Annotated in this window: 24 protein-coding genes; 10 read left to right on the top strand and 14 right to left on the bottom strand. The window is 48.3% G+C overall.

Annotated features, from left to right (window positions below):
- Nucleotides 1-5 precede the first annotated feature (5 nt).
- From lgt to ygdT, 4 genes are all read right to left on the bottom strand, one after another.
- Nucleotides 6-881, bottom strand: coding sequence for a prolipoprotein diacylglyceryl transferase (lgt, locus tag ACJHWK_RS05675; RefSeq protein ID WP_000204658.1), 876 nt, complete (start codon nucleotides 879-881; stop codon nucleotides 6-8).
- Between the two features lie 150 nt (nucleotides 882-1,031).
- Complete coding sequence (gene ptsP / locus ACJHWK_RS05670) at nucleotides 1,032-3,278, bottom strand: phosphoenolpyruvate--protein phosphotransferase (RefSeq protein ID WP_000957911.1); 2,247 nt, start codon at nucleotides 3,276-3,278, stop codon at nucleotides 1,032-1,034.
- Nucleotides 3,279-3,290: 12 nt separating this feature from the next.
- Nucleotides 3,291-3,821 (bottom strand): RNA pyrophosphohydrolase, encoded by a 531-nt coding sequence (gene rppH / locus ACJHWK_RS05665; protein ID WP_000564489.1) that lies wholly within the window; start codon nucleotides 3,819-3,821, stop codon nucleotides 3,291-3,293.
- A 352-nt stretch (nucleotides 3,822-4,173) separates the two neighbouring features.
- Entirely contained in the window at nucleotides 4,174-4,320 is a 147-nt protein-coding gene (ygdT, locus tag ACJHWK_RS05660; RefSeq protein ID WP_001521191.1) for a protein YgdT, read from the bottom strand.
- Nucleotides 4,321-4,505: 185 nt separating this feature from the next.
- Between ygdT and mutH the strand changes: the two genes are divergently transcribed.
- The 4 genes from mutH to ACJHWK_RS05640 all read left to right on the top strand — a co-directional run bounded on the left by mutH (nucleotide 4,506) and on the right by ACJHWK_RS05640 (nucleotide 7,481).
- Complete coding sequence (gene mutH / locus ACJHWK_RS05655; RefSeq protein WP_000082188.1) at nucleotides 4,506-5,195, top strand: DNA mismatch repair endonuclease MutH; 690 nt, start codon at nucleotides 4,506-4,508, stop codon at nucleotides 5,193-5,195.
- A gap of 68 nt (nucleotides 5,196-5,263) precedes the next feature.
- Nucleotides 5,264-5,977 (top strand): TerC family protein, encoded by a 714-nt coding sequence (locus ACJHWK_RS05650; RefSeq protein ID WP_001521193.1) that lies wholly within the window; start codon nucleotides 5,264-5,266, stop codon nucleotides 5,975-5,977.
- A gap of 137 nt (nucleotides 5,978-6,114) precedes the next feature.
- Entirely contained in the window at nucleotides 6,115-6,333 is a 219-nt protein-coding gene (gene ygdR, locus ACJHWK_RS05645) for a lipoprotein YgdR (RefSeq protein ID WP_000758655.1), read from the top strand.
- 107 nt (nucleotides 6,334-6,440) lie between these two features.
- Complete coding sequence (locus ACJHWK_RS05640) at nucleotides 6,441-7,481, top strand: NADP(H)-dependent aldo-keto reductase (protein ID WP_001199299.1); 1,041 nt, start codon at nucleotides 6,441-6,443, stop codon at nucleotides 7,479-7,481.
- Between the two features lie 31 nt (nucleotides 7,482-7,512).
- Here the strand turns inward: ACJHWK_RS05640 and lplT are convergent, their stop codons facing one another.
- Together lplT and aas are read right to left on the bottom strand one after the other, a co-directional pair.
- Nucleotides 7,513-8,706: a lysophospholipid transporter LplT gene (lplT, locus tag ACJHWK_RS05635; protein WP_170886432.1), complete on the bottom strand. Its 1,194-nt coding sequence runs from the start codon at nucleotides 8,704-8,706 to the stop codon at nucleotides 7,513-7,515.
- A complete protein-coding gene (aas, locus tag ACJHWK_RS05630; RefSeq protein ID WP_000899036.1) occupies nucleotides 8,699-10,858 on the bottom strand; it encodes a bifunctional acyl-ACP--phospholipid O-acyltransferase/long-chain-fatty-acid--ACP ligase in 2,160 nt (719 codons plus the stop codon). The genes lplT and aas overlap by 8 nt, the downstream gene beginning before the upstream one ends.
- Before the next feature lie 585 nt (nucleotides 10,859-11,443).
- On the opposite strand from aas, the gene galR reads away from it, so the two are divergent.
- Nucleotides 11,444-12,475, top strand: a complete 1,032-nt coding sequence (gene galR / locus ACJHWK_RS05625; RefSeq protein WP_000201063.1) for an HTH-type transcriptional regulator GalR — start codon at nucleotides 11,444-11,446, stop codon at nucleotides 12,473-12,475.
- A gap of 6 nt (nucleotides 12,476-12,481) precedes the next feature.
- Here the strand turns inward: galR and lysA are convergent, their stop codons facing one another.
- The gene (gene lysA, locus ACJHWK_RS05620) at nucleotides 12,482-13,744 is read right to left on the bottom strand and encodes a diaminopimelate decarboxylase (protein ID WP_021517280.1); all 1,263 of its coding nucleotides are present in this window, start codon (nucleotides 13,742-13,744) and stop codon (nucleotides 12,482-12,484) included.
- A gap of 121 nt (nucleotides 13,745-13,865) precedes the next feature.
- Between lysA and lysR the strand changes: the two genes are divergently transcribed.
- Nucleotides 13,866-14,801 (top strand): DNA-binding transcriptional regulator LysR, encoded by a 936-nt coding sequence (gene lysR, locus ACJHWK_RS05615; RefSeq protein WP_257244926.1) that lies wholly within the window; start codon nucleotides 13,866-13,868, stop codon nucleotides 14,799-14,801.
- On the opposite strand, the gene ygeA is transcribed toward lysR, so the two are convergent.
- The 5 genes from ygeA to ACJHWK_RS05590 form a co-directional block, all read right to left on the bottom strand.
- The gene (gene ygeA / locus ACJHWK_RS05610) at nucleotides 14,788-15,480 is read right to left on the bottom strand and encodes an amino acid racemase (protein ID WP_000848651.1); all 693 of its coding nucleotides are present in this window, start codon (nucleotides 15,478-15,480) and stop codon (nucleotides 14,788-14,790) included. The two genes, lysR and ygeA, sit on opposite strands and share 14 nt — an antisense overlap.
- A 128-nt stretch (nucleotides 15,481-15,608) precedes the next feature.
- A complete protein-coding gene (gene araE, locus ACJHWK_RS05605) occupies nucleotides 15,609-17,027 on the bottom strand; it encodes an arabinose-proton symporter AraE (RefSeq protein WP_001521196.1) in 1,419 nt (472 codons plus the stop codon).
- 314 nt (nucleotides 17,028-17,341) lie between these two features.
- Nucleotides 17,342-18,103 (bottom strand): 2-dehydro-3-deoxy-D-gluconate 5-dehydrogenase KduD, encoded by a 762-nt coding sequence (kduD, locus tag ACJHWK_RS05600; RefSeq protein WP_000603518.1) that lies wholly within the window; start codon nucleotides 18,101-18,103, stop codon nucleotides 17,342-17,344.
- A 29-nt stretch (nucleotides 18,104-18,132) separates the two neighbouring features.
- Nucleotides 18,133-18,969: a 5-dehydro-4-deoxy-D-glucuronate isomerase gene (gene kduI, locus ACJHWK_RS05595; protein WP_000383227.1), complete on the bottom strand. Its 837-nt coding sequence runs from the start codon at nucleotides 18,967-18,969 to the stop codon at nucleotides 18,133-18,135.
- Between the two features lie 286 nt (nucleotides 18,970-19,255).
- A complete protein-coding gene (locus tag ACJHWK_RS05590) occupies nucleotides 19,256-20,437 on the bottom strand; it encodes an acetyl-CoA C-acetyltransferase (RefSeq protein WP_000656041.1) in 1,182 nt (393 codons plus the stop codon).
- Between the two features lie 254 nt (nucleotides 20,438-20,691).
- On the opposite strand from ACJHWK_RS05590, the gene ACJHWK_RS05585 reads away from it, so the two are divergent.
- From ACJHWK_RS05585 to yqeJ, 4 genes are all read left to right on the top strand, one after another.
- The gene (locus tag ACJHWK_RS05585; protein ID WP_000065951.1) at nucleotides 20,692-21,921 is read left to right on the top strand and encodes an amino acid permease; all 1,230 of its coding nucleotides are present in this window, start codon (nucleotides 20,692-20,694) and stop codon (nucleotides 21,919-21,921) included.
- A 459-nt stretch (nucleotides 21,922-22,380) separates the two neighbouring features.
- Nucleotides 22,381-23,013, top strand: a complete 633-nt coding sequence (locus tag ACJHWK_RS05580; RefSeq protein WP_001305805.1) for a helix-turn-helix transcriptional regulator — start codon at nucleotides 22,381-22,383, stop codon at nucleotides 23,011-23,013.
- Nucleotides 23,014-23,346: 333 nt separating this feature from the next.
- A complete protein-coding gene (locus ACJHWK_RS05575) occupies nucleotides 23,347-24,156 on the top strand; it encodes a transcriptional regulator (RefSeq protein WP_001328926.1) in 810 nt (269 codons plus the stop codon).
- Complete coding sequence (gene yqeJ, locus ACJHWK_RS05570) at nucleotides 24,149-24,631, top strand: protein YqeJ (protein WP_000568331.1); 483 nt, start codon at nucleotides 24,149-24,151, stop codon at nucleotides 24,629-24,631. The genes ACJHWK_RS05575 and yqeJ overlap by 8 nt, the downstream gene beginning before the upstream one ends.
- A gap of 32 nt (nucleotides 24,632-24,663) precedes the next feature.
- Here the strand turns inward: yqeJ and ACJHWK_RS05565 are convergent, their stop codons facing one another.
- Together ACJHWK_RS05565 and yqeK are read right to left on the bottom strand one after the other, a co-directional pair.
- Nucleotides 24,664-24,744 (bottom strand): hypothetical protein, encoded by an 81-nt coding sequence (locus tag ACJHWK_RS05565; protein ID WP_072132081.1) that lies wholly within the window; start codon nucleotides 24,742-24,744, stop codon nucleotides 24,664-24,666.
- Between the two features lie 35 nt (nucleotides 24,745-24,779).
- A complete protein-coding gene (gene yqeK, locus ACJHWK_RS05560) occupies nucleotides 24,780-25,205 on the bottom strand; it encodes a protein YqeK (RefSeq protein ID WP_000350607.1) in 426 nt (141 codons plus the stop codon).
- Between the last annotated feature and the right edge of the window lie 163 nt (nucleotides 25,206-25,368).

The following is a 25,368-nucleotide window of genomic DNA, read 5'->3' as shown; positions in this document are numbered from 1 at the left end:
GTTCCTCAGGAAACGTGTTGCTGTGGGCTGCGACGATATGCCCAGACCATCATGATCACACCCGCGACAATCATCGGGATGGAAAGAATTTGCCCCATGCTGATGTACTGCACCCAGGCACCGGTAAACTGCGCGTCGGGCTGGCGGAAAAACTCAACAATGATGCGAAACGCGCCGTAACCAATCAGGAACAAGCCTGAGACTGCTCCCATTGGGCGCGGTTTACGAATATACAGGTTGAGGATAATAAACAGCACCACACCTTCCAGCAGCAGCTCGTAAAGCTGTGATGGGTGGCGCGGCAGCACACCGTAAGTGTCGAAAATGGATTGCCACTGCGGGTTGGTTTGCAGCAGCAAAATATCTTCTGTACGGGAGCCAGGGAACAGCATGGCAAACGGGAAGTTCGGGTCAACGCGGCCCCACAATTCACCGTTAATAAAGTTGCCCAGACGCCCGGCACCAAGACCAAACGGAATGAGTGGGGCGATAAAATCAGAGACCTGGAAGAAGGAACGTTTAGTACGGCGGGCGAAGATAATCATCACCACGATAACGCCAATCAGGCCGCCGTGGAAAGACATGCCGCCGTCCCAGACACGGAACAGATACAGCGGATCGGCCATAAACTGCGGGAAATTGTAGAACAGAACATAACCAATACGTCCCCCGAGGAAGACGCCGAGGAAGCCCGCATAGAGTAAGTTTTCAACTTCATTTTTGGTCCAGCCGCTGCCCGGACGATTCGCCCGACGTGTTGCCAGCCACATTGCAAAAATGAAACCCACCAGATACATCAGGCCGTACCAGTGAAGCGCTACGGGTCCTATTGAGAAAATGACCGGATCAAACTCCGGAAAATGCAGATAGCTACTGGTCATCTGTCACCACAAGTTCTTGTTATTTCGCTGAAAGAGAACAGCGATTGAAATGCGCGCCGCAGGTTTCAGGCGCTCCAAAGGTGCGAATAATAGCACAAGGGGACCAGGCTGGTTGCCGGATACCGTTAAAAGATATGTATATGATCCGCGCTATAACCCTCCGCGAATCAGCCCGCCCATGCCGCGACGCTCCATAAAGGCTGCAACCTGATGGCGAACTTCGGTCGCCAGTTGCGCTTCCAGACTACGCTGCGCAAGATTTTCTGCTTCGGCAAAATCAATGCGCCGCAGCAGGTATTTTACGCGCGCTACAGAACGTCCGTTCATAGACAGATGGCGATACCCAAGCCCAATGAGGATTGCCACGCACATGGGATCGCCCGCCATTTCACCGCACAAACGGAGATCGATTCCATGTATTTCCGCTTCCCGGGCGATCATCGCCAGAGCTCGTAACATTGCAGGATGAAGACTGTCATAAATGTTCGCCACCCGGGTATTGTTGCGATCAACGGCCAGGATGTATTGAGTCAGATCGTTGGTGCCAACAGAGATAAAATCGACCCGCTTTGCCAGATGCGGCAGCATAAATACCATTGACGGCACTTCCAGCATGATGCCGATACGTGGTTTGGGAATTTCGTAACCGATCATCTCCTCGACTTCACGTCCTGCACGTTCAATCAGGCGGCGTGCTTCGTCAACTTCATCGAGGCTGGTGACCATCGGCAACAGAATATTCAGGTTGCCCGTAGCGGCATTAGCACGCAGCATCGCCCGCACCTGGATCAAGAAGATCTCCGGCTGATCGAGCGTAATGCGAATCCCACGCCAACCCAGGCATGGATTCTCTTCGCTGATCGGCATGTAAGGCAGCTGCTTATCTGCTCCGACATCCAGCGTACGCAAGGTGACGGGTTTATCATTGAACATTTGCAGCATCCCCTGATACTGCGCCACCTGTTCTTCTTCCGACGGAAAACCACTTTGCAGCATGAATGGGATTTCAGTGCGATAAAGTCCTATGCCATCAATACGGCTGCCCAGTTTTTCTTCATGTTCCGGGCTTAAACCGGCATTGAGCATGACTTTAATGCGCTCGCCGCTTTTTAACTGGGCGGGTAAATTGACGTCATCTTCCGCCAGACGGCTAAGCTCAATCTCTTCACTAATTAGCCGCTGATATTCTTGCAGCAGTACCGGCTCCGGATCGACCAGCAATTCACCGCGATAACCATCGACGATCAACGTCCGACGATGCAGCACCGAAGGCTGAATATCCGCGCCCATTACGGTAGGGATCCCCAGCGCACGTACCATGATCGCAGCATGGGAGTTGGCTGCGCCATCTCGCACGACAACACCGACTAAGCGATCCTGGGGCAGCTCTGCAAGCGTTGTCGCTGACAGTTCATCTGCCACCAGAATGAAACGTTCCGGCCAGGCGTTCGGCCCTTGATTAGCGTCATCAAGATGAAACAGCAATCGCTGACCCAGCGCACGTAAATCGCCAGCCCGCTCTTTGAGATAGTTATCGCTTAGCGCGGCAAACTGTTCGGCAAATTTTTCAATGACCGTTTTTACCGCCCACTCTGCCACCGAGCCTTTATCAACCTCGGCAAACAATTCGCGACGCAGCCGGGTGTCCGAAAGCAGGTGCGAGTAAAGATCGAAAATAGCCGCCGTTTCTTTTTGTGCACCGGCGGCAAAGCGTTTGCTGTAGCGGCGAAACTCGTTTGCCGCTTCTTCCAGCGCCCCGGTCAGTCGTTCGCGTTCCAGAGCCGGATCCAACGTTGATGCCTGATACACCTGTTCCATTAAAGGTAACGTGGCATCCTGCCAGCCTTCGGCAATCGCCACACCAGGTGCTGCCGGTAATGCACGGATTCGCGTCTGGCGATATTGCCCAAACAAGGCAGTCAACTGCGACTGAGAAAGAATCGCTGCCATCTGGGTGGCAAGCGTCACCAGGAAGGATTCTTCACTTTCGTCATACTGGCGCAGCTCTCGTTGCTGTACCACCAGTACACCAAGCAACTGGCGACGTTGAATAATTGGTACGCCTAAAAACGCGCGGAAACGTTCTTCTTTTACGGAGGGGATGTATTTGAAGCTGGGGTGCTTTTGCGCATCTGCAAGGTTTATCGGTTCCGCCAGCCTGCCAACCAGGCCGACGATCCCTTCATCAAACGCGAGCGTTACAGTGCGACCGCGTGGTTTTTTCAGCCCCCGGGTCGCCATCAGGTAGTAACAACGTCGATCATGATCGGCCAGGTAGACCGAACAGACCTCGGTATCCATCGCAAGACAGATGTCGGTAACCAGAATATTTAACGCCTCATTCAGGCGTGGTGCGCTGGCTACCTTTTCGACTATTTCGCGCAGGCGAGTGAGCATAATTGGCGTGACTTAACCTCTTTTACGTCGATAAGCAGATGCGTTTTGTGGTTTTGGCGTATTTTCCTGCAGTGACATCACCACACTCGCGAACTCTTTCATTACCCTACGGTAGACATCACGTTTAAATGACACCACCTGTCTGACTGGATACCAGTAACTTACCCATCGCCAGCCGTCAAACTCTGGTGTACTGCTGGTTTGCATATTGATTTCTGCATCGCCGCTCACCAGCTGCAAGAGAAACCATTTTTGTTTTTGGCCGATACAAACCGGCTTCGTGTCCCAACGCACCAAACGTTTCGGTAATTTGTAGCGCAACCAGTTACGCGTTGAAGCAAGGATTCGAACGTCTTTGCGGCTTAATCCTACTTCTTCAAACAATTCACGGTACATCGCCTGCTCTGCGGATTCTCCGGGGTTGATTCCGCCTTGCGGAAATTGCCAGGAGTGCTGACCAAATCGCCGGGCCCACATTACCTGCCCCTGGCGATTACAAATCACGATACCTACGTTTGGGCGGTAGCCATCGTCATCAATCACCGGACTACCTCAAAATAAAGCTTTATATACGAATGATTGTTTCATACTCCAGGAAGACGGTAAACCACTCTCTGCAGGGCATTACACACTAATAACAATTGAATAACTCACAGTTATGTGCAGAGTTATAAACAGAGGAAGGGGTGGATAGCCGTTTTTATTCACCTTTTCTGTGGATAGAGTTGTGAAGAACTACGGAATTACTACGGGAAAACCCGGAGCATTCTGAATAAGCCCGATATAGACATTTTAAAATATTCATTATCAGTCAATGCATTACATGTAATTTGAGTAATAAAAAAGAGTAATTCGTGACCCAGGTCACACCTCTCATTTACGGGTTGGCGAAAAATCAATCAATGCGGTATTTATCCACAGAATGTGCCACTAAGTTAAGCACTGAGCCACTAAAAACTGGAGTTTCGTCGCACGTCAAGGCTGTAAATGGAAACAGTAGTGGAGGTTTTTCACAGTTATCCCAGCTTTCTGTGGATAACATGGTGTAAGATCCTGTTTATTTTCAGTGACCAGATTTGGAAAACCCGTTGCAGTGTTGCGCAACTCGATTACCGACAATCTAAAAAGCAATATAAATCAGATAATTGAACAACGCATGTGGAAAAAGTTACACTGCGAATATTCGGCACAGAAATGCTGTTTGTTTTTTAACCAAGGTATCATGACATGTCCCAACCTCGCCCACTGCTCTCTCCTCCCGAAACTGAAGAACAATTGTTAGCGCAAGCACAACAACTTTCTGGTTATACATTGGGAGAACTGGCGGCACTTGCTGGGCTGGTGACGCCGGAGAATTTAAAACGCGATAAGGGCTGGATTGGCGTGTTACTGGAGATCTGGCTAGGTGCCAGCGCAGGGAGTAAACCTGAGCAAGATTTTGCTGCCCTGGGCGTGGAACTTAAAACTATCCCTGTGGATAGTCTTGGTCGTCCGCTGGAAACAACATTCGTTTGTGTTGCCCCGTTAACGGGTAATAGCGGGGTGACTTGGGAAACCAGCCACGTACGCCACAAGCTCAAACGCGTACTGTGGATACCGGTTGAAGGAGAGCGCAGCATCCCGCTGGCGCAGCGTCGCGTAGGATCACCGTTACTGTGGAGCCCGAATGAAGAGGAAGACCGACAGCTACGCGAAGACTGGGAAGAATTAATGGATATGATTGTTCTCGGTCAGGTTGAGCGGATTACCGCTCGTCACGGGGAGTATTTACAGATACGACCGAAAGCAGCGAATGCGAAAGCGCTGACCGAAGCCATTGGTGCCCGGGGCGAACGGATTCTGACGCTGCCGCGCGGATTTTATTTGAAGAAGAATTTCACCAGTGCGCTACTGGCCCGTCATTTTCTGATCCAGTAGCCATCGCTTTGACCTGCCGCTTTCCGGGCATATAATTACCGCTTCATTTTTTTGGCAGGGCTTTTTAGATGTTATTTGCATGGATAACCGATCCTAACGCCTGGCTTGCGCTCGGTACGCTGACGCTGCTGGAGATCGTTCTTGGGATCGACAATATTATTTTCCTTTCTCTGGTGGTGGCAAAGCTCCCCACAGCACAACGTGCTCATGCGCGGCGTCTGGGGTTGGCGGGAGCCATGGTTATGCGTCTGGCGCTGCTGGCATCAATCGCCTGGGTTACGCGCCTGACAAATCCGCTTTTTACATTATTCAGTCAGGAAATTTCCGCCCGTGATTTGATTCTGCTTCTGGGTGGCTTGTTCCTTATCTGGAAAGCCAGCAAGGAAATCCACGAATCCATTGAAGGTGAAGAAGAAGGGCTGAAAACACGCGTTTCATCATTCCTCGGCGCTATCGTGCAGATTATGCTGCTGGATATTATCTTCAGCCTCGACTCGGTGATTACCGCTGTGGGTCTGTCAGATCACCTGTTTATTATGATGGCAGCCGTGGTGATTGCCGTAGGCGTTATGATGTTTGCCGCGCGCTCGATTGGTGATTTTGTCGAACGCCATCCTTCGGTAAAAATGCTGGCGCTCTCTTTCCTGATTCTGGTGGGCTTTACCCTGATTCTGGAAAGTTTCGACATCCACGTACCGAAAGGTTACATCTACTTCGCGATGTTCTTCTCTATTGCGGTTGAAAGCCTCAACCTGATTCGCAACAAAAAGAACCCGCTCTGATACTCCGTACGCTCTCCTGCGGGAGGGCGTACTCACTCCTGTTACCCTCACAGTTTAAGATTTTCCTGCTTTCAAGATATATAACGTCGGTTTATAAACAGACTATTATCATAGGTGGGCCAAATGAGGATAACCGGATGAAAAAATGGGCAGTAATAATTTCTGCAGTCGGACTGGCGTTTGCTGTTTCCGGGTGTTCCAGTGATTACGTCATGGCGACCAAAGATGGCCGTATGATTTTGACCGATGGAAAACCTGAAATTGATGATGATACCGGGCTGGTGAGTTATCACGATCAGCAAGGTAACGCGATGCAAATTAACCGTGATGATGTTTCGCAAATTATTGAACGTTAACAAATAAGGTCAGCATCCGGCTGGCCTTAAGATTTTTCTCTTTCCCTTTTCCCTTCCCTCTGCCATTTTTATATTCCTTATGTCGTGATTATAAAAAGGAAACGGCTATGCAATATCACCGTATACCCCACAGTTCGCTGGAAGTCAGCACGCTGGGGCTTGGCACGATGACGTTTGGTGAACAGAACAGCGAAGCCGACGCCCACGCACAACTCGACTATGCCGTCGCTCAGGGCATTAACCTTATCGACGTTGCCGAAATGTACCCAGTACCTCCGCGCCCCGAAACGCAAGGGTTAACCGAAACCTACGTCGGCAACTGGCTGGCGAAACATGGCAGCCGCGAAAAGTTAATTATCGCCTCCAAAGTGAGCGGACCGTCGCGCAATAATGACAAGGGCATCCGCCCGGATCAGGCGCTGGATCGGAAGAATATCCGCGAAGCGTTGCATGACAGCCTCAAGCGTCTGCAGACTGATTACCTCGATCTTTATCAGGTGCACTGGCCGCAGCGCCCAACCAACTGCTTTGGCAAACTCGGTTATAGCTGGACGGATTCTGCGCCTGCAGTTTCGCTGCTGGATACGCTGGACGCACTGGCAGAGTACCAACGCGCGGGAAAAATTCGTTATATCGGCGTGTCGAACGAAACTGCATTTGGCGTAATGCGCTACCTGCATCTGGCAGACAAACACGATCTGCCGCGTATTGTCACCATTCAGAACCCTTACAGTCTGTTAAACCGCAGTTTTGAAGTAGGTCTGGCAGAAGTCAGCCAGTATGAAGGGGTCGAACTGCTGGCCTATTCGTGCCTGGGTTTCGGCACGCTGACCGGGAAATATCTCAACGGTGCAAAACCCGCTGGCGCACGTAATACGCTCTTTAGTCGCTTCACACGCTATAGCGGTGAGCAAACGCAAAAAGCCGTCGCGGCGTATGTTGATATAGCCAGACGTCATGGCCTGGATCCTGCACAGATGGCGCTCGCTTTTGTACGCCGTCAACCGTTTGTTGCCAGCACTCTGCTGGGCGCAACCACGATGGAGCAGCTGAAAACTAACGTCGAAAGTTTGCATCTGGAGTTAAGCGAAGACGTATTAGCTGAAATTGAAGCGGTACATCAGGTTTATACTTATCCGGCACCATAAGATTAACGCCGATTAAAACCGGCGTTAAATATTAATGACGGCGCTGCCAGATCCACAGCGCCGTTATTGCCAGCGCAAACAGCGCACCGAAGCCAATGCCAATGGGCACGACCGGGATGCCTACCATTACCGCCAGCGAGTAAATGCCCAGCATCAACAACATGGCGCTGTTTTCGCCAAGGTTTTGTACTGCAATTGCATTCCCCGCCCCGACGCTTTTTTTACCCCGTTCCTGTAGCAACGCATTGAGCGGAACGACAAAAAAGCCCCCCAGCACGCCAATCAGCATCAACAAGGCATAGGCTGGCAGCAGCTCGTGTTGCAGGGAGAAAATCAGTACCACCACGCCAATCAAAATCCCGGCTGGCATACAGCGTGACACGGTTTCCAGCGTAACTAACTTCGCTGCCGCACCAGCGCCAACCACGATACCAATCGCTACCATCGCGTTGAGATAGGTCGGCGTAGCGTTATCGGTAATGCCCAGCGCCACCGGTACCCACAGCACCAACAGAAAACGCAGCGTGACACCTGCTCCCCAGAATAAACTGGTGCCCACCAGCGAAAAACGCGTTTCACCATTGCGCCATAGCGAGGTGCAGGCATTCAGGAAACTGCGGGTCATGTTGATGAGATTCCAGGACTGCCCCGGACGCGCCGCCGCCAGTTTGGGAATGTAGATATTGGCAACGACCGCACCACCGTAGGCCAGTGCGCATGCGGCCAGGGCGAACAGGACATGCCAGTCAGCCAGTACACCACCGGCTACGGAACCGAGCAAAATCGCCGCTATGGTAGAAGCTTCCATTAAACCGTTAGCTTTCACTAACTTACTACCCGTGGTTAATTCGCCGAGAATACCGTATTTCGCCGGTGAATAGGCTGCAGCACCAACACCCACCAGCGTATAGCCGAGAAACGGATTGATACCAAAGCAGATACTGGCTGCGCCCAGCAGCTTCAGGCCGTTGGCAAACATCATCACCCGGCCTTTGGCGAAGCTATCCGCCACCTGCCCGACAAACGGCGCAAAAAGAATGTAAGCACCTACAAACACCATTTGCAGGATGGGCTGGCTCCACTCCGGATAGAACTGCGCTTTCAGTAGCGCTAGAGTGGCAAACAGTAGTGCATTATCGCCAAACGCAGAGAGAAACTGCGCCACGATAACCGCTTTCATCCCCTTCGACCACAACGAAGTGTTAGTGTGCACTGACTCACTCATCGTGTTGTTCCGCTTCGTCTACCCAGCTTTTCAACGTGACAAAGTCAGGTTTGCCGCTGCCAAGTAATGGCATCTGTTTCAGATAGCGAATATCGCGCGGTACAGCAAGCTCCGGCACGCCGTGCTCGCGGGCATACTGTTGCAACTTATCGCGCGTCAGTTCGTTATCTGTGGTGAAAAGCACCAGCGCCTCGCCTTTGCTGGCATCGCTCTTAATCGCAGTGGCATGGACTTTATCTGGCGAAACACCAAGTGCCAGTTGTTCCACCATTTCCAGCGATACCATTTCGCCTGCAATTTTGGCAAAGCGTTTTGCGCGGCCCTGAATCTGCACAAAGCCCTGCTCGTCGAAACGCACAATATCGCCAGTGTCATACCAGCCGCGCTCCATTTCGCCGCGAACATTCTCGGCGGTGGGCACTTCCAGTACACCTGGCTTCTCCACCCGCAGATAGCCGTTCATTATGTTCGGCCCTTTCAGTTGCAGGCGTCCGCCCTCTTCGATACCAGGAACCGACAACAGGCGCGCATCCATTCCTGGTAGAATACGCCCTACCGTACCGGGTTTCGCCGCCATCGGTACGTTGATGGAAACGACAGGCGCGCACTCGGTCACACCGTAGCCTTCAAGGATCCGCAGGCCAAATTTATCCTGCCAAAGCTGTTTGGTACTTTCTTGTAGTTTTTCTGCGCCTGCCACCACATAGCGTAGACGGTAGAAGTCATACGGGTTGGCGAAACGCGCGTAGTGACCGAGGAAAGTGGAGGTACCGAACAACACGGTGCAACTGCGGTCATACACCAACTCCGGCACAATACGGTAATGCAGCGGGCTTGGATAAAGGAACACTTCTGCACCTGTGAGCAGTGGCGTAAACAGGCCTACCGTCAGCCCAAAGGAGTGAAACAGCGGTAACGCCGACATAAAGCGATCGTTGGTGGTGAAGTCGGCAATCGTTTTAATCTGCTCGACGTTCGCCAGAATGCTTTTATGGCTATGGACGACGCCTTTCGGATGGCCTTCAGAACCGGAGGTAAAAAGGATCAGCGCCTCTTCTTCCGGCTGCTGTTTTACCTGTGCCAGACGCGGCATCAGCAAATGAGCGAAGATCCACACTTTGTCGGCAGTGGTGACATCTGCTTTTAAATCTTCCAGATAGACCCAGCGCACCTGAGTAAGTTGCTCCGGCAGATGCCAGAGTTTGCCTTTATCGAGAAACTGGCGGGAAGTGAAGATGGTTTTGATTTCAGCCGCCGTAATAGCACTGGTCAGCCCTTTTACCCCGGCGGTGTAGTTCATCATTGCGGGAATGCGGCGACGGGCGATGGCCCCAAAAATCACTGCCGCACTGATGCCTGCATTGGGCAGCATTAAGCCGATGTGTTCGCCTTCAACACTGTATTTTTCAAGGATGCGTCCAACAAACAGCGTTTTCGTAAGCAATTTGCGATAGGAGTCTGGGGTAAAGTTGACGTCTTCGACACATTTCTTCCCGGCTCCGAAGCGGTACATTGCACTCAGTAAAGATTCGTACAGCGTTTCACGCGGGCGCACCGCCATACGCGCTTCCATCATTATTTGATGCAGCATTTCGCCAGCGATTTTGCGACGGTCACGGGCACGCGGCGCATCCGGCATCTCTACCTGCGTTGGTGGCAAAATATGCAGAGTAATTTGCGGGAACAAGCGACGTTTAACCAGGCCTTTCAGGCGGCTGAAGTGCGTAAGTTCCGCCCCTTCAATACGCACAGGAATAACCGTTGCACCAGACTTCGCCGCGACAAAACCCGCACCATCGTAGATTTTCATCAGCGAGCCTGTGGTGGTGATTCGTCCTTCAGGGAAAATCACCACTGGTCGGCCCTGTTCCACCAGACGTACCAGATGTTTAATCGCCATAGGTTGCGTCGGGTCGAGAGGAACAAAGTCGATAAATGATTTCAGCCAACGCATATACCACTGTTGGCTTATTGAGGTGTAAACGGCAAATACCGGACGTACGGGTAAAAACAATGCCAGCAGTATGCCATCAATAAAAGAGACGTGATTAGGCGTGATTAGAACGCGCTCGCCCTTCAGTGCCTGGGTGTCACCCGTAACGCGAACGCGATACAAAACACGGCACAAATTTCGAAAAAAGCTAAAAAGCATTCCAACTCCCTTTGCTCTGATTCAGTAAAAGCGAATGGAGGGAGATTACACGAGATAAAGAACGCGAGCGACAGTAAATTAGGTGCGAAAAAAAACCTGCGCATCCGCGCAGGTTGGTGCAAGAGACAGGGTACGAAGAGCGTACCGAATAATCTCACCAATCAATACCTCTGGGATCTTGATTGTGGTCTGCACGACGACTCTTCGCCAGCGAGAAAACGCAAAGGAATGAAGGGAAATGCAACGAGGTGTGTAAATTGTCGGTTACTGTTACAGATTGATGACCGGCAAAAAAAAACCTGCGCATCTGCGCAGGCTGGTGTAATTCATGTGCTCAACCCGAAGTTGACTTCACCTATCAATACCTCTGGGATCACCACTTTAGCAACCTGAAGCCAAACGCCACCAGCGGTCAATCGCAACAGCGTTTCGCAAAGTGTAACCAAAGGTTTGCAATCTCTTTTTTTGTCTTACTTATTTGCGTTTGGCTCACATTCCCACGATGAAAACACGCCACCCCTTGAACCAACGGGCGTTTTCCGTAACACTGAAAGAATGTAAGCGTTTACCCACTAAGGTATTTTCATGGCGACCATAAAGGATGTAGCCCGACTGGCAGGCGTTTCAGTCGCCACCGTTTCCCGCGTCATTAATAATTCACCCAAAGCCAGCGAAGCTTCACGGCTTGCTGTGCATAGTGCAATGGAGTCTCTTAGCTATCACCCGAACGCCAACGCCCGTGCGCTGGCGCAGCAGACCACTGAAACGGTCGGTCTGGTCGTTGGTGATGTTTCCGATCCGTTTTTCGGTGCAATGGTGAAAGCGGTCGAACAGGTGGCTTATCACACTGGTAATTTTTTATTGATTGGCAACGGTTACCACAACGAACAAAAAGAGCGTCAGGCTATTGAGCAACTGATCCGCCATCGCTGTGCTGCGTTGGTCGTCCATGCCAAAATGATACCGGATGCCGATTTAGCCTCATTAATGAAACAAATGCCCGGTATGGTGCTGATCAACCGTATCCTGCCTGGCTTTGAAAACCGTTGTATTGCTCTGGACGATCGTTACGGTGCCTGGCTGGCAACGCGTCATTTAATTCAGCAAGGTCATACCCGCATTGGTTATCTGTGTTCTAACCACTCTATTTCTGACGCCGAAGATCGTCTGCAAGGGTATTACGATGCCCTTGCTGAAAGTGGTATTGCGGCCAATGACCGGCTGGTGACATTTGGCGAACCAGACGAAAGCGGCGGCGAACAGGCAATGACCGAGCTTTTGGGACGAGGCAGAAATTTCACTGCGGTAGCCTGTTATAACGATTCAATGGCGGCGGGTGCGATGGGCGTTCTCAATGATAATGGTATTGATGTACCGGGTGAGATTTCGTTAATTGGCTTTGATGATGTGCTGGTGTCACGCTATGTGCGTCCGCGCCTGACCACCGTGCGTTACCCAATCGTGACGATGGCGACGCAGGCTGCCGAACTGGCTTTGGCACTGGCGGATAATCGCCCTCTCCCGGAAATCACTAATGTCTTTAGTCCGACGCTGGTACGTCGCCATTCAGTGTCAACTCCGTCGCTGGAGGCAAGTCATCATGCAACCAGCGACTAACCGCAGTTAAAGCAATTCCAGTGCCAGTAATTCTTCGATGGTCTGGCGACGGCGAATTAACCGCGCCTGACCATTATCAAACAGAACTTCTGGTAACAGCGGACGGCTATTGTAGTTGGATGACATTGACGCGCCATATGCCCCCGTATCATGCAGTACCAGATAATCCCCTGCCTTCACTTCCGGCAAGGCGCGGGTTTCAACATTTCCCCCTTCCTGCTGGGTAAAGACATCGCCCGATTCACATAACGGCCCGGCGACGACGGTTTCCACCGTTGGTGCGTGTTCCAGTGAACGACCATCAGCTGCCAGGGCACTGATATGGTGGTAACTACCGTACATTGCCGGACGCATCAGATCGTTGAACCCGGCATCAACCAGCACAAAGTGGCGGCTACCCATTTGTTTGACGCTCCGCACCTGAGTAATTAACACGCCAGACTGCGCTACCAGGAAGCGACCCGGTTCAATTTCCAGTTTCACAGGGTGGCCCAAATGGCGGGCGATTTGCTCACGCGCGGCATTCCACAGACCATAATAATGTTCGGTATCAACCGCCTCTTCACCCTGTTGATAAGGAATAGAAAGCCCACCGCCCGCAGAAATAGCCTGTAAATCCTGACCGAATTCGAGGACCTGACGCACCATAGCACCACATACCTGTTCCAGATGGGCATAATCAACGCCAGAACCAATGTGCATGTGAATGCCGACCAGCTGTAGATGATGACGTTGTATCACGTCCAGTGCGGCGGGCAGATCGGTGTACCAGATACCGTGCTTGCTGTTTTCGCCACCAGTATTGGTTTTTTGGCTATGCCCGTGACCAAACCCCGGATTAACACGCAGCCATACCCGATGCCCTGGCGAAACCTGACCCAGTTGGTCGAGCATATCAACAGAACCCGCATTCACCGGAATTTGCAATTCACTGACGCGTTCAAGCGTCGCCTGATCGATAACATCTGCCGTAAAAACAATATCATCGGGGTACGTTTGCGGATTGTAACCCGCCGCCAACGCACGCTCTATTTCGCCTAACGAGACGGAATCCACTTTCACGCCCTGCTCACGCATTAAGCGCAAAATATGAATATTGGAACAGGCTTTCTGTGCGAAGCGCACCACATCAAACTGTTTCAGCGCTGCAATCTGCCGACGAATAATTTGCGCATCGTAGACCCACACCGGGCAGCCAAATTCTGCGGGCAAACGCAGCAGATTTTCGGCGGTGAGATCGGTATCAGTGCTGAACAGTGAATGTGGCATAACAAACTCCAGATAAGTGCTTTTTTATGATTACGCCACATCATAAAAAGAATAAAAAATATCGATTTATGTTGAGTCTATGCAAAAATGATATGGATTACCGGATTGCGAGAGAGCGCTAATGGCCGCCGTTAACTTACGTCATATTGAAATTTTTCATGCGGTAATGACCGCCGGAAGCCTGACTGAGGCGGCACACCTGCTACACACCTCACAGCCAACTGTCAGCCGCGAACTGGCGCGCTTTGAGAAGGTGATCGGGCTGAAATTGTTTGAGCGCGTACGTGGACGATTGCATCCTACCGTGCAAGGACTGCGTCTGTTTGAAGAAGTGCAACGATCCTGGTACGGACTGGATCGCATTGTCAGCGCCGCAGAAAGTCTGCGCGAGTTTCGCCAGGGAGAACTGTCTATTGCCTGCCTGCCGGTCTTTTCGCAATCTTTTTTACCGCAGCTCCTGCAACCCTTTCTGGCACGTTATCCCGATGTCAGCTTAAATATCGTGCCCCAGGAATCACCGCTACTTGAAGAGTGGCTCTCGGCCCAGCGTCATGATTTAGGACTCACTGAGACACTCCATACGCCTGTGGGAACAGAACGTACCGAATTACTCTCTTTAGATGAAGTGTGTGTGTTACCTCCGGGTCATCCGCTGGCGGCAAAAGAGATATTAACGCCAGAAGATTTTCACAGTGAGAACTACATCAGCCTTTCCCGTACTGACAGCTATCGCCAGTTGCTGGATCAATTGTTTACTGAACATCAGGTTAAACGACGCATGATCGTAGAAACCCACAGCGCCGCGTCAGTCTGCGCAATGGTACGGGCGGGGGTAGGTGTTTCGGTGGTTAACCCGCTCACCGCACTGGATTATGCGGCAAGCGGTTTAGTGGTGCGGCGGTTCAGTATTGCGGTTCCGTTCACCGTCAGCCTGATCCGCCCCCTGCACCGCCCGTCATCAGCGCTGGTGCAGGCGTTTAGTGAGCATTTACAAGCGGGATTACCGAAACTGGTCACTTCTCTTGACGCTATTTTGTCGTCAGCTACGACAGCATAAAAGCGACAGCATCCTCGGCATGGATCGCCGCGGTATCAAACACAGGCAGAACACTGCGCTCTTCTGGCACCAGTAAACCAATTTCTGTGCAGCCAAAAATAACGCCCTGTGCGCCCTGTTCTGCAAGGCGAGCAATCACTTGCGCATAATAAGTGCGTGACGCTTCGGTAAATTGCCCCAGACACAGTTCTTCAAAAATAATCTGATTAATTTTCGCCCGTTCATCCGCTTCAGGAATGAGACAGTTGATGGAAAATTGTTCCGTCAGCCGCCCGCGATAAAAATCCTGTTCCATGGTGTAACGCGTACCCAGCAGCGCCACACGAGTCATTCCAGCCCGGATAATTGCACGTCCAGTGGCATCCGCTATGTGTAAGAAAGGCAGAGAGCAACGAGACTCAATGGCATCCGCCACTTTGTGCATCGTATTGGTACATAACACAATACCTTCTGCGCCCGCCCGCTGTAAGCCAAGCGCCGCCTCAGCCAGAATATCCCCGGTTTTGTCCCACTCACCGCGACGCTGGCACTCTTCTATTTCATGAAAATCGACGCTATGTAGCAGCACTTGCGCAGAGTGAAGCCCACCAAGCCGCTGTTTAATACCTTCATTTATCAAACGATAGTAAGGAATGGTGGATTCCCAGCTCATTCCTCCCAGCAAACCAATTGTTTTCATTCCTCTCTCCTGATGTGTGTTACCGCAACAAGGCTGAATAAGGAACGAGACAAACGCCTCAACGGCCAGGTGCCCAATCTCTATTAACGAAAAAAGGGCTGGATGTACAGCACATCCGGCCCGTGAAATCAGACGCCGATATTTCTCAACTTCTCGCCTGCCATCAGTTTGCGTTCGATATGTTCCAGCGTGACATTTTTGGTTTCCGGAATGAGCCAGAAAGTAATGCCCACAAACGCAATGTTCAGCCCAGTGTAGAGCCAGAACGTACCGGCAGCGCCAATGCTATCAAGCAGTGTCAGGAAGGTCGCGCCGATAATCATATTCGACACCCAGTTTGTCGTCGTTGAGCAGGTGATGCCAAAATCGCGGCATTTCAGCGGCTGAATTTCAGAGCACAAGATCCACACCACTGGCGCGGCGCTCATCGCATAACCGGCAATACACATCATCGTCATGCCAACAGAGAGCCAGGACAAGCCACTGGAAGCCGTACCGTTATCAAACTGCATCAGGCAGTAACCCAGCACCAGAGTGCCTAACGCCATCACGCTGAAACCAATTTTCAGAGCCGGTTTACGCCCTGCTTTATCTACCGTAAAGACCGCAATGAAGGTGGCGAACATAAAGGTCAGCCCCACGACCAGAGTCGCAATCATCTGCTGTTCTGTGGTCGTAAAGCCCGCCATTTTGAAGATACGCGGCGCGTAGTACATGATGATGTTCATACCGGTAAACTGCTGCATCGCCTGCAACAACATACCGAGAAACACAGCACGACGGACGTTACGGTTGATCTTAAACAGTGCCCAACCGCCCTGTTTTAACTTCAGGCTTTCACGAATTTCGTTGAGTTCTTCTCGCGCTTTTTCCGACGTATCACGCAGCATACGCAACACTTCTTCCGCCTCAATATGACGCCCCTTTTCCGCCAGCCAGCGCGGGCTATTTGGCAGGAAGACCACCAGAATAATCAGCAGGACTGCCGGTAAGGCAAGAACCCCCAACATTGCGCGCCAGTTACCGCTATAACTGAACGCTGTATCGGATAAAAACGCCAGCACGATGCCGAGAGTGACCATCAACTGGTACATGCTGATCATCTTACCGCGAACGTTTTCACTTGCCATTTCAGAAAGATACAGAGGAGCGGTGTAAGACGCGATCCCGACAGCAATGCCCAGCACCACACGAGCTGCGATTAACATCTCTACGCTGGTCGCAAAAGCGGACCCTATCGAGCCGAGCACAAACAGGATGGCCCCCGCCATCAGGCTGTATTTACGCCCCAGGCGGAACGACAGCCAACCATTAAACAGCGCACCAATTGCTGCGCCGAGCATCATGCTACTGACCACCCATTCCTGCAAACGACTGGTCAGTACAAAGTGATCGGTAATGAACGGCAACGCTCCGGCGATTACGCCGATATCAAGACCAAATAACAATCCTGCGACCGCAGCAGCTACCGAAACAAACATATTCATACGCCGCGTATCCCGCAAAGAACGTGGCGTTAAAGTAGATTCCGTATTGATAGTAACCATTTTTTCCTGCCAGCAGAGAGTAAGACATAGTGAAAAAATACGTGAACAATTCACACAGGTGTCAGGTCGGAAATAGCATAAATATGGATTAAATTGCTACGACATGTCGTTATGTGATGGATATTCCAATTTTCAAATTAAGTTGAATAATTGAGATTATTATTAACCACCTAATTTTAAAGCAGATAAAACTCATAAAGTTCATTAATTGATAATTGATATGGATTATTTCATAACCATGATATGGATTATGATGATCTACAGGTATAAAAAACCCTGCCATGCGGCAGGGTCATAAAAGTAAGAGAAATGAATTAACGAGCCAGCCAACCGCCATCCACGGCAATGGTATAACCATTCACATAATCTGAAGCGCTGGAGGCAAGGAACACTACCGGCCCCATCAGGTCACTCGGCAGTCCCCAACGGCCAGCTGGAATGCGGTCGAGAATTTCCGCGCTACGTTGTTCATCTGCCCGTAGTTGTTGAGTATTGTTGGTTGCCATGTAACCCGGAGCTATCGCATTAACATTAATGTTGTGTTTAGCCCATTCATTCGCCATCAATCGCGTCACGCCCATCACGCCGCTTTTTGATGCGGTATAAGAAGGCACACGGATCCCGCCCTGGAAGGAGAGCATTGACGCGATATTGATAATCTTGCCGCCATTGCCTTGCGCGATAAAGTGTTTCGCCGCTGCCTGAGACATGAAGAATACGCTCTTGATATTCAGGTTCATGACATCGTCCCAGTCTTTTTCGCTGAACTCGAGAGCATCTTCGCGCCGAATCAATCCGGCGTTATTCACCAGGATATCAATATGACCAAACTCAGCTACCGCGCGATCCAGCAGTGCTGGAATGCCATCAATCTTTCGCAGATCGGCGGTCAGGCTTAAAAAACGACGCCCCAGCGCCGTGACCTGCTTGATGGTTTCAGTCGGTTCAACGATGTTAATGCCAACAATGTCACAGCCCGCTTGCGCCAGCCCCAACGCCATCCCCTGACCCAGTCCAGTATCACAACCAGTGACGACCGCAACTTTACCTTCGAGAGAAAATGCACTTAAAATCATAACAATACCTTATTCGTTTATGCCCACAACTAGCGCAAATCTTTAACGGCCACATGGTCCATATCATCAAAGACCTGGTTTTCACCGACCATGCCCCAGATAAAGGTATAAGCTTTGGTTCCGACACCGGAATGGATCGACCAGCTCGGGGAGATCACCGCCTGCTCGTTATGCATCACAATATGACGCGTTTCTTGCGGCTGCCCCATCATGTGGAAAACGCAGGCGTCATCATCCATATTGAAATAGAAATAAACTTCCATCCGGCGCTCGTGGGTGTGACACGGCATGGTGTTCCACAAGTTACCCGGAGCCAGCTCCGTCAGCCCCATACTCAATTGGCAGGTTTCCAGTACATCCGGGACAAAATATTTGTTAATCGTGCGACGGTTACTGGTGAGGTTATCGCCTAACGTGACTGGAGATACTTCGTCCGGTGTGACTTTTTTGGTGGGATACGTCGTATGCGCAGGTGCGCAATTGTAATAAAACTTCGCCGGAGTGGCGGTATCAATACTGGCAAAGACAACTTCTTTTGCACCTTTACCAACATACAGGGCGTCGCGGTGACCGATTTCATAGCATTGACCATCGACAGTAATCGTACCGGCACCGCCAATATTGATAACACCTAACTCGCGACGTTCCAGGAAATAGCTTACGCCGAGTTGTTTACCAACTTCCCCGCCAACGGAAACCGTTTTAGTTACCGGCATAATGCCGCCAACAATAATACGGTCAATGTGGCTGTAAACCATGGTGTACTCATCGGCGATAAATACCTTTTCAACCAAAAATTCATTGCGCAGCCCCTGGGTATCCAGCGTTTTTGCATGCGCACTGTGGATGCTCTGTCTTACGTCCACATCAACCTCCGATAATCAGTGAAGCGTGAAAATAGAAAACGATAGTGAAACACTGTTTCGTTTTCTCTATAAGGGGATGATATGCCCACGGGATAGGGTTTTCAATTAAAAATAAAACATTGTTTCATTTTTAAGTTAAGGACTGAAAAAAGTGCAGTGTCGATCACGAATATGTCATGAGAATGGGAAAATCAGGGAGCCCTGAAAATGTATGTCGACTCGCCAGCCACCATTATTCAACAGATTAATGACGGCTGATATTTATCGGTAAGGAGGAAATGCAGAGCTATTCGTCACGTTCAATGGTCAATGCCACGCCCTGGCCCCCGCCGATACAAAGCGTAGCCAGTCCTTTGCGGGCATTACGTTTCACCATTTCATGAACCAGAGACACGAGGATTCGGCAACCGGAAGCGCCTATTGGGTGACCGAGTGCGATCGCGCCACCATTGACATTGACCCGACGCTCATCCCATTCAAGCATCTTGCCAACCGAAAGCGCCTGTGCAGCAAACGCTTCATTAGCCTCGATAAGATCGACATCAGCCAACTGCCAGCCAACACGCTCCAGGCAACGGCGGGTCGCATACACCGGCGCAATTCCCATCAATGCCGGATCTACACCAACGCTGGCAAATGCGCGGATGCGGGCCAGCACGGGTAAATTCAACGCTCGTGCTTTGGCTTCGCTCATCATCATTACTGCAGCTGCGCCATCGTTTATGGATGATGCATTACCCGCTGTCACAGAGCCGAGACTATCAAATGAAGGATTTAAACGGGCTAAGCCTTCTGCACTGGCGTCAGTGCGTGGCTGTTCATCGGTATCTACAACCAACGTCTGACCGTTACTTTGGGTCATTACCGGGACGATCTCATCTTTAAATCGTCCGGCGTCAATCGCCGCTCGCGCTTTTTGTTGCGAGCTAAGTGCGTAAGCATCCTGCAACTGACGGCTGATGCCATATTCGCGAGCCAGATTTTCGGCGGTGACACCAATATGATAATCATTGAAGGCATCCCACAACCCATCGTGCACAAGACTATCAACCAACTGGCTATTACCAAGCTGTGCACCGGTGCGGCTATCAGTCAGAACATGTGGTGCGCGACTCATGTTTTCCTGACCACCGGCGATGACAATATCAGCCTCGCCACACTGTATCGCCTGAGTAGCCAGATGCAGTGCTTTAAGCCCGGAACCGCAAACGTCATTAATCGTGATTGCAGAAACGCTATTAGGAAGACCACCTTTAATAGCCGATTGCCTTGCCGGATTCTGCCCTGCCCCTGCAGTCAACACCTGACCAAGAATCACTTCATCCACCGCATATGCAGAAACACCGGTACGTTCTATTAACGCTTTCACGACCAGGCTGCCAAGTTCCACAGCGGAATGACCCGCTAACGCACCACGAAAGCAGCCGATAGGTGTCCGTAACGCCCCGACAATCACAACGTCTTTCATCACAACCTCGCACCAATTAACAGTGCAATAGTAAATGATTGTTAATTGCAGTTATCTTAATTGTTTAAAAAAAGTGATTTTTATCACAAAGGAAATATGCCTGAGTAGCAGTCAGAGACATAACTGGCACGTAAGGTTTGCAACCACTAACCCACCAATAGAGAGGTAGAAAGGGCGTTAATCTCCCATACTTAACCTGGTTTATGGTAAATTGCCCTCCATTTTGTTTAATTTGTAGATGATACGTTCAGATAATGTCTAATATTTGGTCAAAAGAAGAAACTCTGTGGAGTTTCGCGCTCTACGGCACAGCCGTTGGTGCAGGCACGCTCTTCCTTCCTATTCAGTTAGGTTCGGCAGGGGCTGTGGTCCTGTTTATTACTGCTCTGGTCGCCTGGCCTTTAACATATTGGCCACATAAAGCCTTATGCCAGTTCATCCTCTCATCAAAAACATCAGCAGGTGAAGGGATAACGGGCGCAGTAACACACTACTATGGCAAGAAGATTGGTAATCTGATTACCACGCTGTACTTCATCGCCTTTTTTGTCGTCGTGTTGATATATGCCGTGGCAATTACCAACTCACTTACGGAACAGCTGGCAAAGCATATGGTTATTGATCTTCGTATCCGTATGTTGGTGAGTCTGGGTGTTGTATTAATCCTGAATCTCATTTTTCTGATGGGACGCCATGCCACTATTCGGGTAATGGGATTTTTGGTATTCCCATTGATTGCCTATTTCTTATTTCTTTCTATTTACCTGGTCGGTAGTTGGCAACCTGATCTATTAACTACCCAGGTAGAGTTCAATCAGAATACCCTTCACCAGATATGGATATCGATTCCCGTGATGGTTTTCGCCTTTAGCCATACGCCCATTATTTCTACGTTTGCCATAGACAGACGTGAAAAATATGGCGAACACGCTATGGATAAATGCAAAAAAATTATGAAAGTCGCTTATCTCATCATCTGCATAAGTGTACTGTTCTTTGTCTTTAGCTGCCTGCTTTCTATTCCACCTTCGTATATTGAAGCGGCTAAAGAAGAAGGGGTTACCATTTTATCGGCACTTTCTATGCTGCCGAACGCCCCAGCATGGTTGTCAATTTCCGGGATTATTGTCGCAGTAGTTGCGATGTCGAAATCATTCCTGGGTACGTACTTTGGCGTTATTGAAGGTGCCACAGAGGTCGTCAAAACAACATTACAGCAGGTTGGTGTAAAGAAAAGTCGTGCATTTAACCGCGCACTATCAATTATGTTGGTATCGCTGATTACCTTCATTGTTTGTTGCATTAACCCGAACGCGATTTCGATGATTTACGCGATCAGCGGCCCGCTCATTGCCATGATACTGTTCATCATGCCTACGCTGTCAACATATCTCATCCCGGCGCTTAAACCCTGGCGTTCCGTCGGAAATCTGATTACGCTGATCGTGGGTATCCTGTGCGTATCGGTAATGTTCTTTAGCTAATATCCATTGTGAATGGTTCAAAATTGCTACAATTTTGAACCATTCCAGTTTTCATAATGTTCATTTGTTATAATTCCGCTCTATCACTTCTCTCGTCATATCCTAGTATTATCAGTTAGTTAAACACACAAAGAGATCTGAACATCTTAAATAAGACTATTTAAGATGCATAACTTAGATTCGCAAGATATCTTCTGGTCATTCAAAAACAATTTGCGATATAGATATTCTCATACCATGAGATAGTTATCTGAACCACCATCAACCAGGTAAGATTAAATCAGTGAAACATAATCATATTTAATAACGAGAAATGCATTTTTAAATGCTTTACTCAGAATTATAGCAAATTCAGATTAATCGCAATTTTTCCCAGCAAATTTACAAAATCATGGTGTATTGACATCATCAATAACCAATGAAATTATGCAATTATATACGGATAGGGAGGTTCTTAACATGGGGCTTTGTAGTCGTTATAAAAGTCTTACATGCAATAGTTGCTCAATGCATTGCCAAATAATGCCAGAAGAGTCACCGCGTTTGCAGTATTGCGCAAACTCGTGTTTTTGTATGTGGCCCGAAGAAAGTTCATATTTTAATCGTGGTGTGGTGGAAGGTATTTTAACAAAAAACCACAATGCGAGATTAAGCGGATATATTTTTGTCGATTTTTCAGTAAGTTTTTTACGTCTATTCCTTGAAAAAGACTGGATTGACTATCTTGCAAGTACTGACATGGGGATTGTTTTAGTCAGCGACCGCAATATGCAATCGTTAGCTAACTACTGGCGAAAACACAACTCTGCAATATCTGCTGTCATATATAATGATGATGGTCTTGATGTTGCCAATGAAAAGATCAGACAACTATTTATTGGTCGTTATTTATCATTTACCAGAGGGAACACATTAACTCAGATGGAATTCACCATAATGGGATATATGGTTTCTGGTTATAATCCATATCAGATTGCTGAAGTTCTGGATATGGATATCCGTAGCATCTACGCGTACAAGCAACGAATCGAAAAGAGAATGGGTGGTAAAATAAACGAGTTATTTATTCGTTCACATTCGGTCCAACATTGATACTCAATAATCTGCCAGAATCATACTCTGCTTATACGGGCATCTATTGAAATGCCCGTATTTTACAAATAAGCAGTAACCCCAAGAGTAAACAACATGGTATTTAAAACCATCACACGAAAAATTCAGAAGCATTACGAAATATGAATTTACAAACAATAGTGGCATAAATGTTAATCATGTTAATTTACGTAAAGTTTTACGTTGCGACATTAAAGCCTCATTTCAATCATTATGATAAATATAAAATTAATATATATTTATGCCGTAAATATCAATATACTTAGCAAACTATGTGATTTCCATTTCGATTGATTTAGTGTCTATTGACGTATGTACTGGATTATTAACGATAATATCGAGTTCTGGCCTGAGCACCGAAAATTAATATCGGTACATAACGCCGATCTTAACGTCGTTCTGACAACGCCAGCCAGTCGTTGTTTATCACTTCTACTTGAAGCTTTTCCTGATGTGGTTGCACAACAAGATTTTTTCACCAGAGTCTGGGAAGAAGAAGGTATGCGTGTGCCAACTAACACGTTATATCAGAACATATCCATTATCAGACGCGGATTTCGCGCTGTTGGTGATACCACCCACTCGCTTATTGCAACCGTGCCGAGAAGAGGATTCAAGATTCATAATGACATTAACATACAAAATCATGCAATAAACTCTTCAACAGACGCACATACACACAATGCCCCACCTGCCGTAAAAGGTAATGCGGGGTACAAAGAGAGCATTGGAAGCGCAAACAATTTCAATAACAAAATCCTCAAACATATAAAAAGTTATCTAATTATGTTGAGCATATTTGCTATAGGCGTATATTCTGCACATTGGCTATGGAATAATAATCAACCGAAACCTTTCTTCAAGGATTACAAGACTGTTGCGGAAATTAATGGCTGCCATTTTAATGTGACAGAAGATACAATTGATGGGTTGAAAGAGTTCGATAAATATAAGACACGGATACTGGATTCGGGGATTAACTGTAAAAAATATCCGTGGTTATACTTCCCTCTTGCAAAATCCTCACCGGGGATGATTGTTATGGCATGCAATAAAAACTATAACCAACATGAAGTGGCAGGCTGTTTAACCCTGTCTTACCGTGAGGTTAATCGTGATTGATTATAAAAAAAACTTATTATTTATTTTAGTTTTTATCAGTGGGTTTATTCTCTTCATTGTTTACTCTTATACTGCAGAAAAAATGATATATAATGAAACATGCACTGCAAATTGGGTAATTTTTAATGACAAGGGGCGAGCAAATCTTACCATCGACTTTATGTATAACCAAAAAAATAAAACAGGAACTGTTGCGTTGAGCGGAACCTGGCAACAAGGTAACAGAGAAAGTAAGTCAATACGGCGAAATATTGAATACACATGGATTGAAAACTATGACACAGCCCATTTAACATCAAAGAAAGTTAATAAATTTGAGATCATGGATCAAGTCGATGATGATAGACTTGCAGAACTTATTCCTGATTTTTATGTCTTTCCAGAAAAAAGTGTAAGCTATAATATACTAAAGCAAGGTAAGCATGCTTTTATTTTGAGTATTGGTAACAGAGCAATAATGCATTGTGCAAGGTAAACTTAAATAGATAATAAAAAGATGGAACCTCGTTAATCATAAAACAATAAAATTAAATATGCTTGTAGTATATGCCAGTATAAAGCATCAAAGTTTTGATCAACATCTTTCATTTTAGATATCACCTTGCAATGCAAAATATCATGTATCAACAACATCTGGTGCAAATCCATGAGTCGAACTCAACATTCATCTTAGCTCTATTATTATTCCTTCGTACAGTCGATGTAAACAATACAGAAAGAGGATTATTAAGAACCAGTTTACTTAGAGAATCAATAGAGGAAAGGACTAACGTTTCTTTAAAAGAATTGATTTCATCATCTGTTAAACTAAACTCATCATTGACAGATCGTGAGATATAACTGTTTTTAACTTTACTCTTTACGTTGACTTTACTGACAGAATTAACATTCACATATCTTGAATTTAGTACCCATGATGTTGTTTGCGTGAGAACCTTCTCAGCATTAAGGAATTTTTTTAACGGAATCCTTGGTTTCTTTTTCGAGTCCGAATTTACAATATCATGCATATAGACCATTTCATGAATCTGCGAAAACTCAATGTCCATTATATACCTCACATTTTGACCGTGACTCGATGTTACTGTTCAATAATCACCTTCCATCAATACTAAATTTAATACCCCTAATGTGCCGATAACAAATATAGTCATTCTACGTAACGTCTCCATAAGGTGATAACCTTGATCAAATGAATTTCGAAAATAATAA

Origin of the sequence: Escherichia sp. WS547 (assembly GCF_046486065.1) — a bacterium.
Lineage (GTDB): Bacteria > Pseudomonadota > Gammaproteobacteria > Enterobacterales > Enterobacteriaceae > Escherichia > Escherichia coli.
This window is presented reverse-complemented; position numbering and strand designations above follow the sequence as displayed.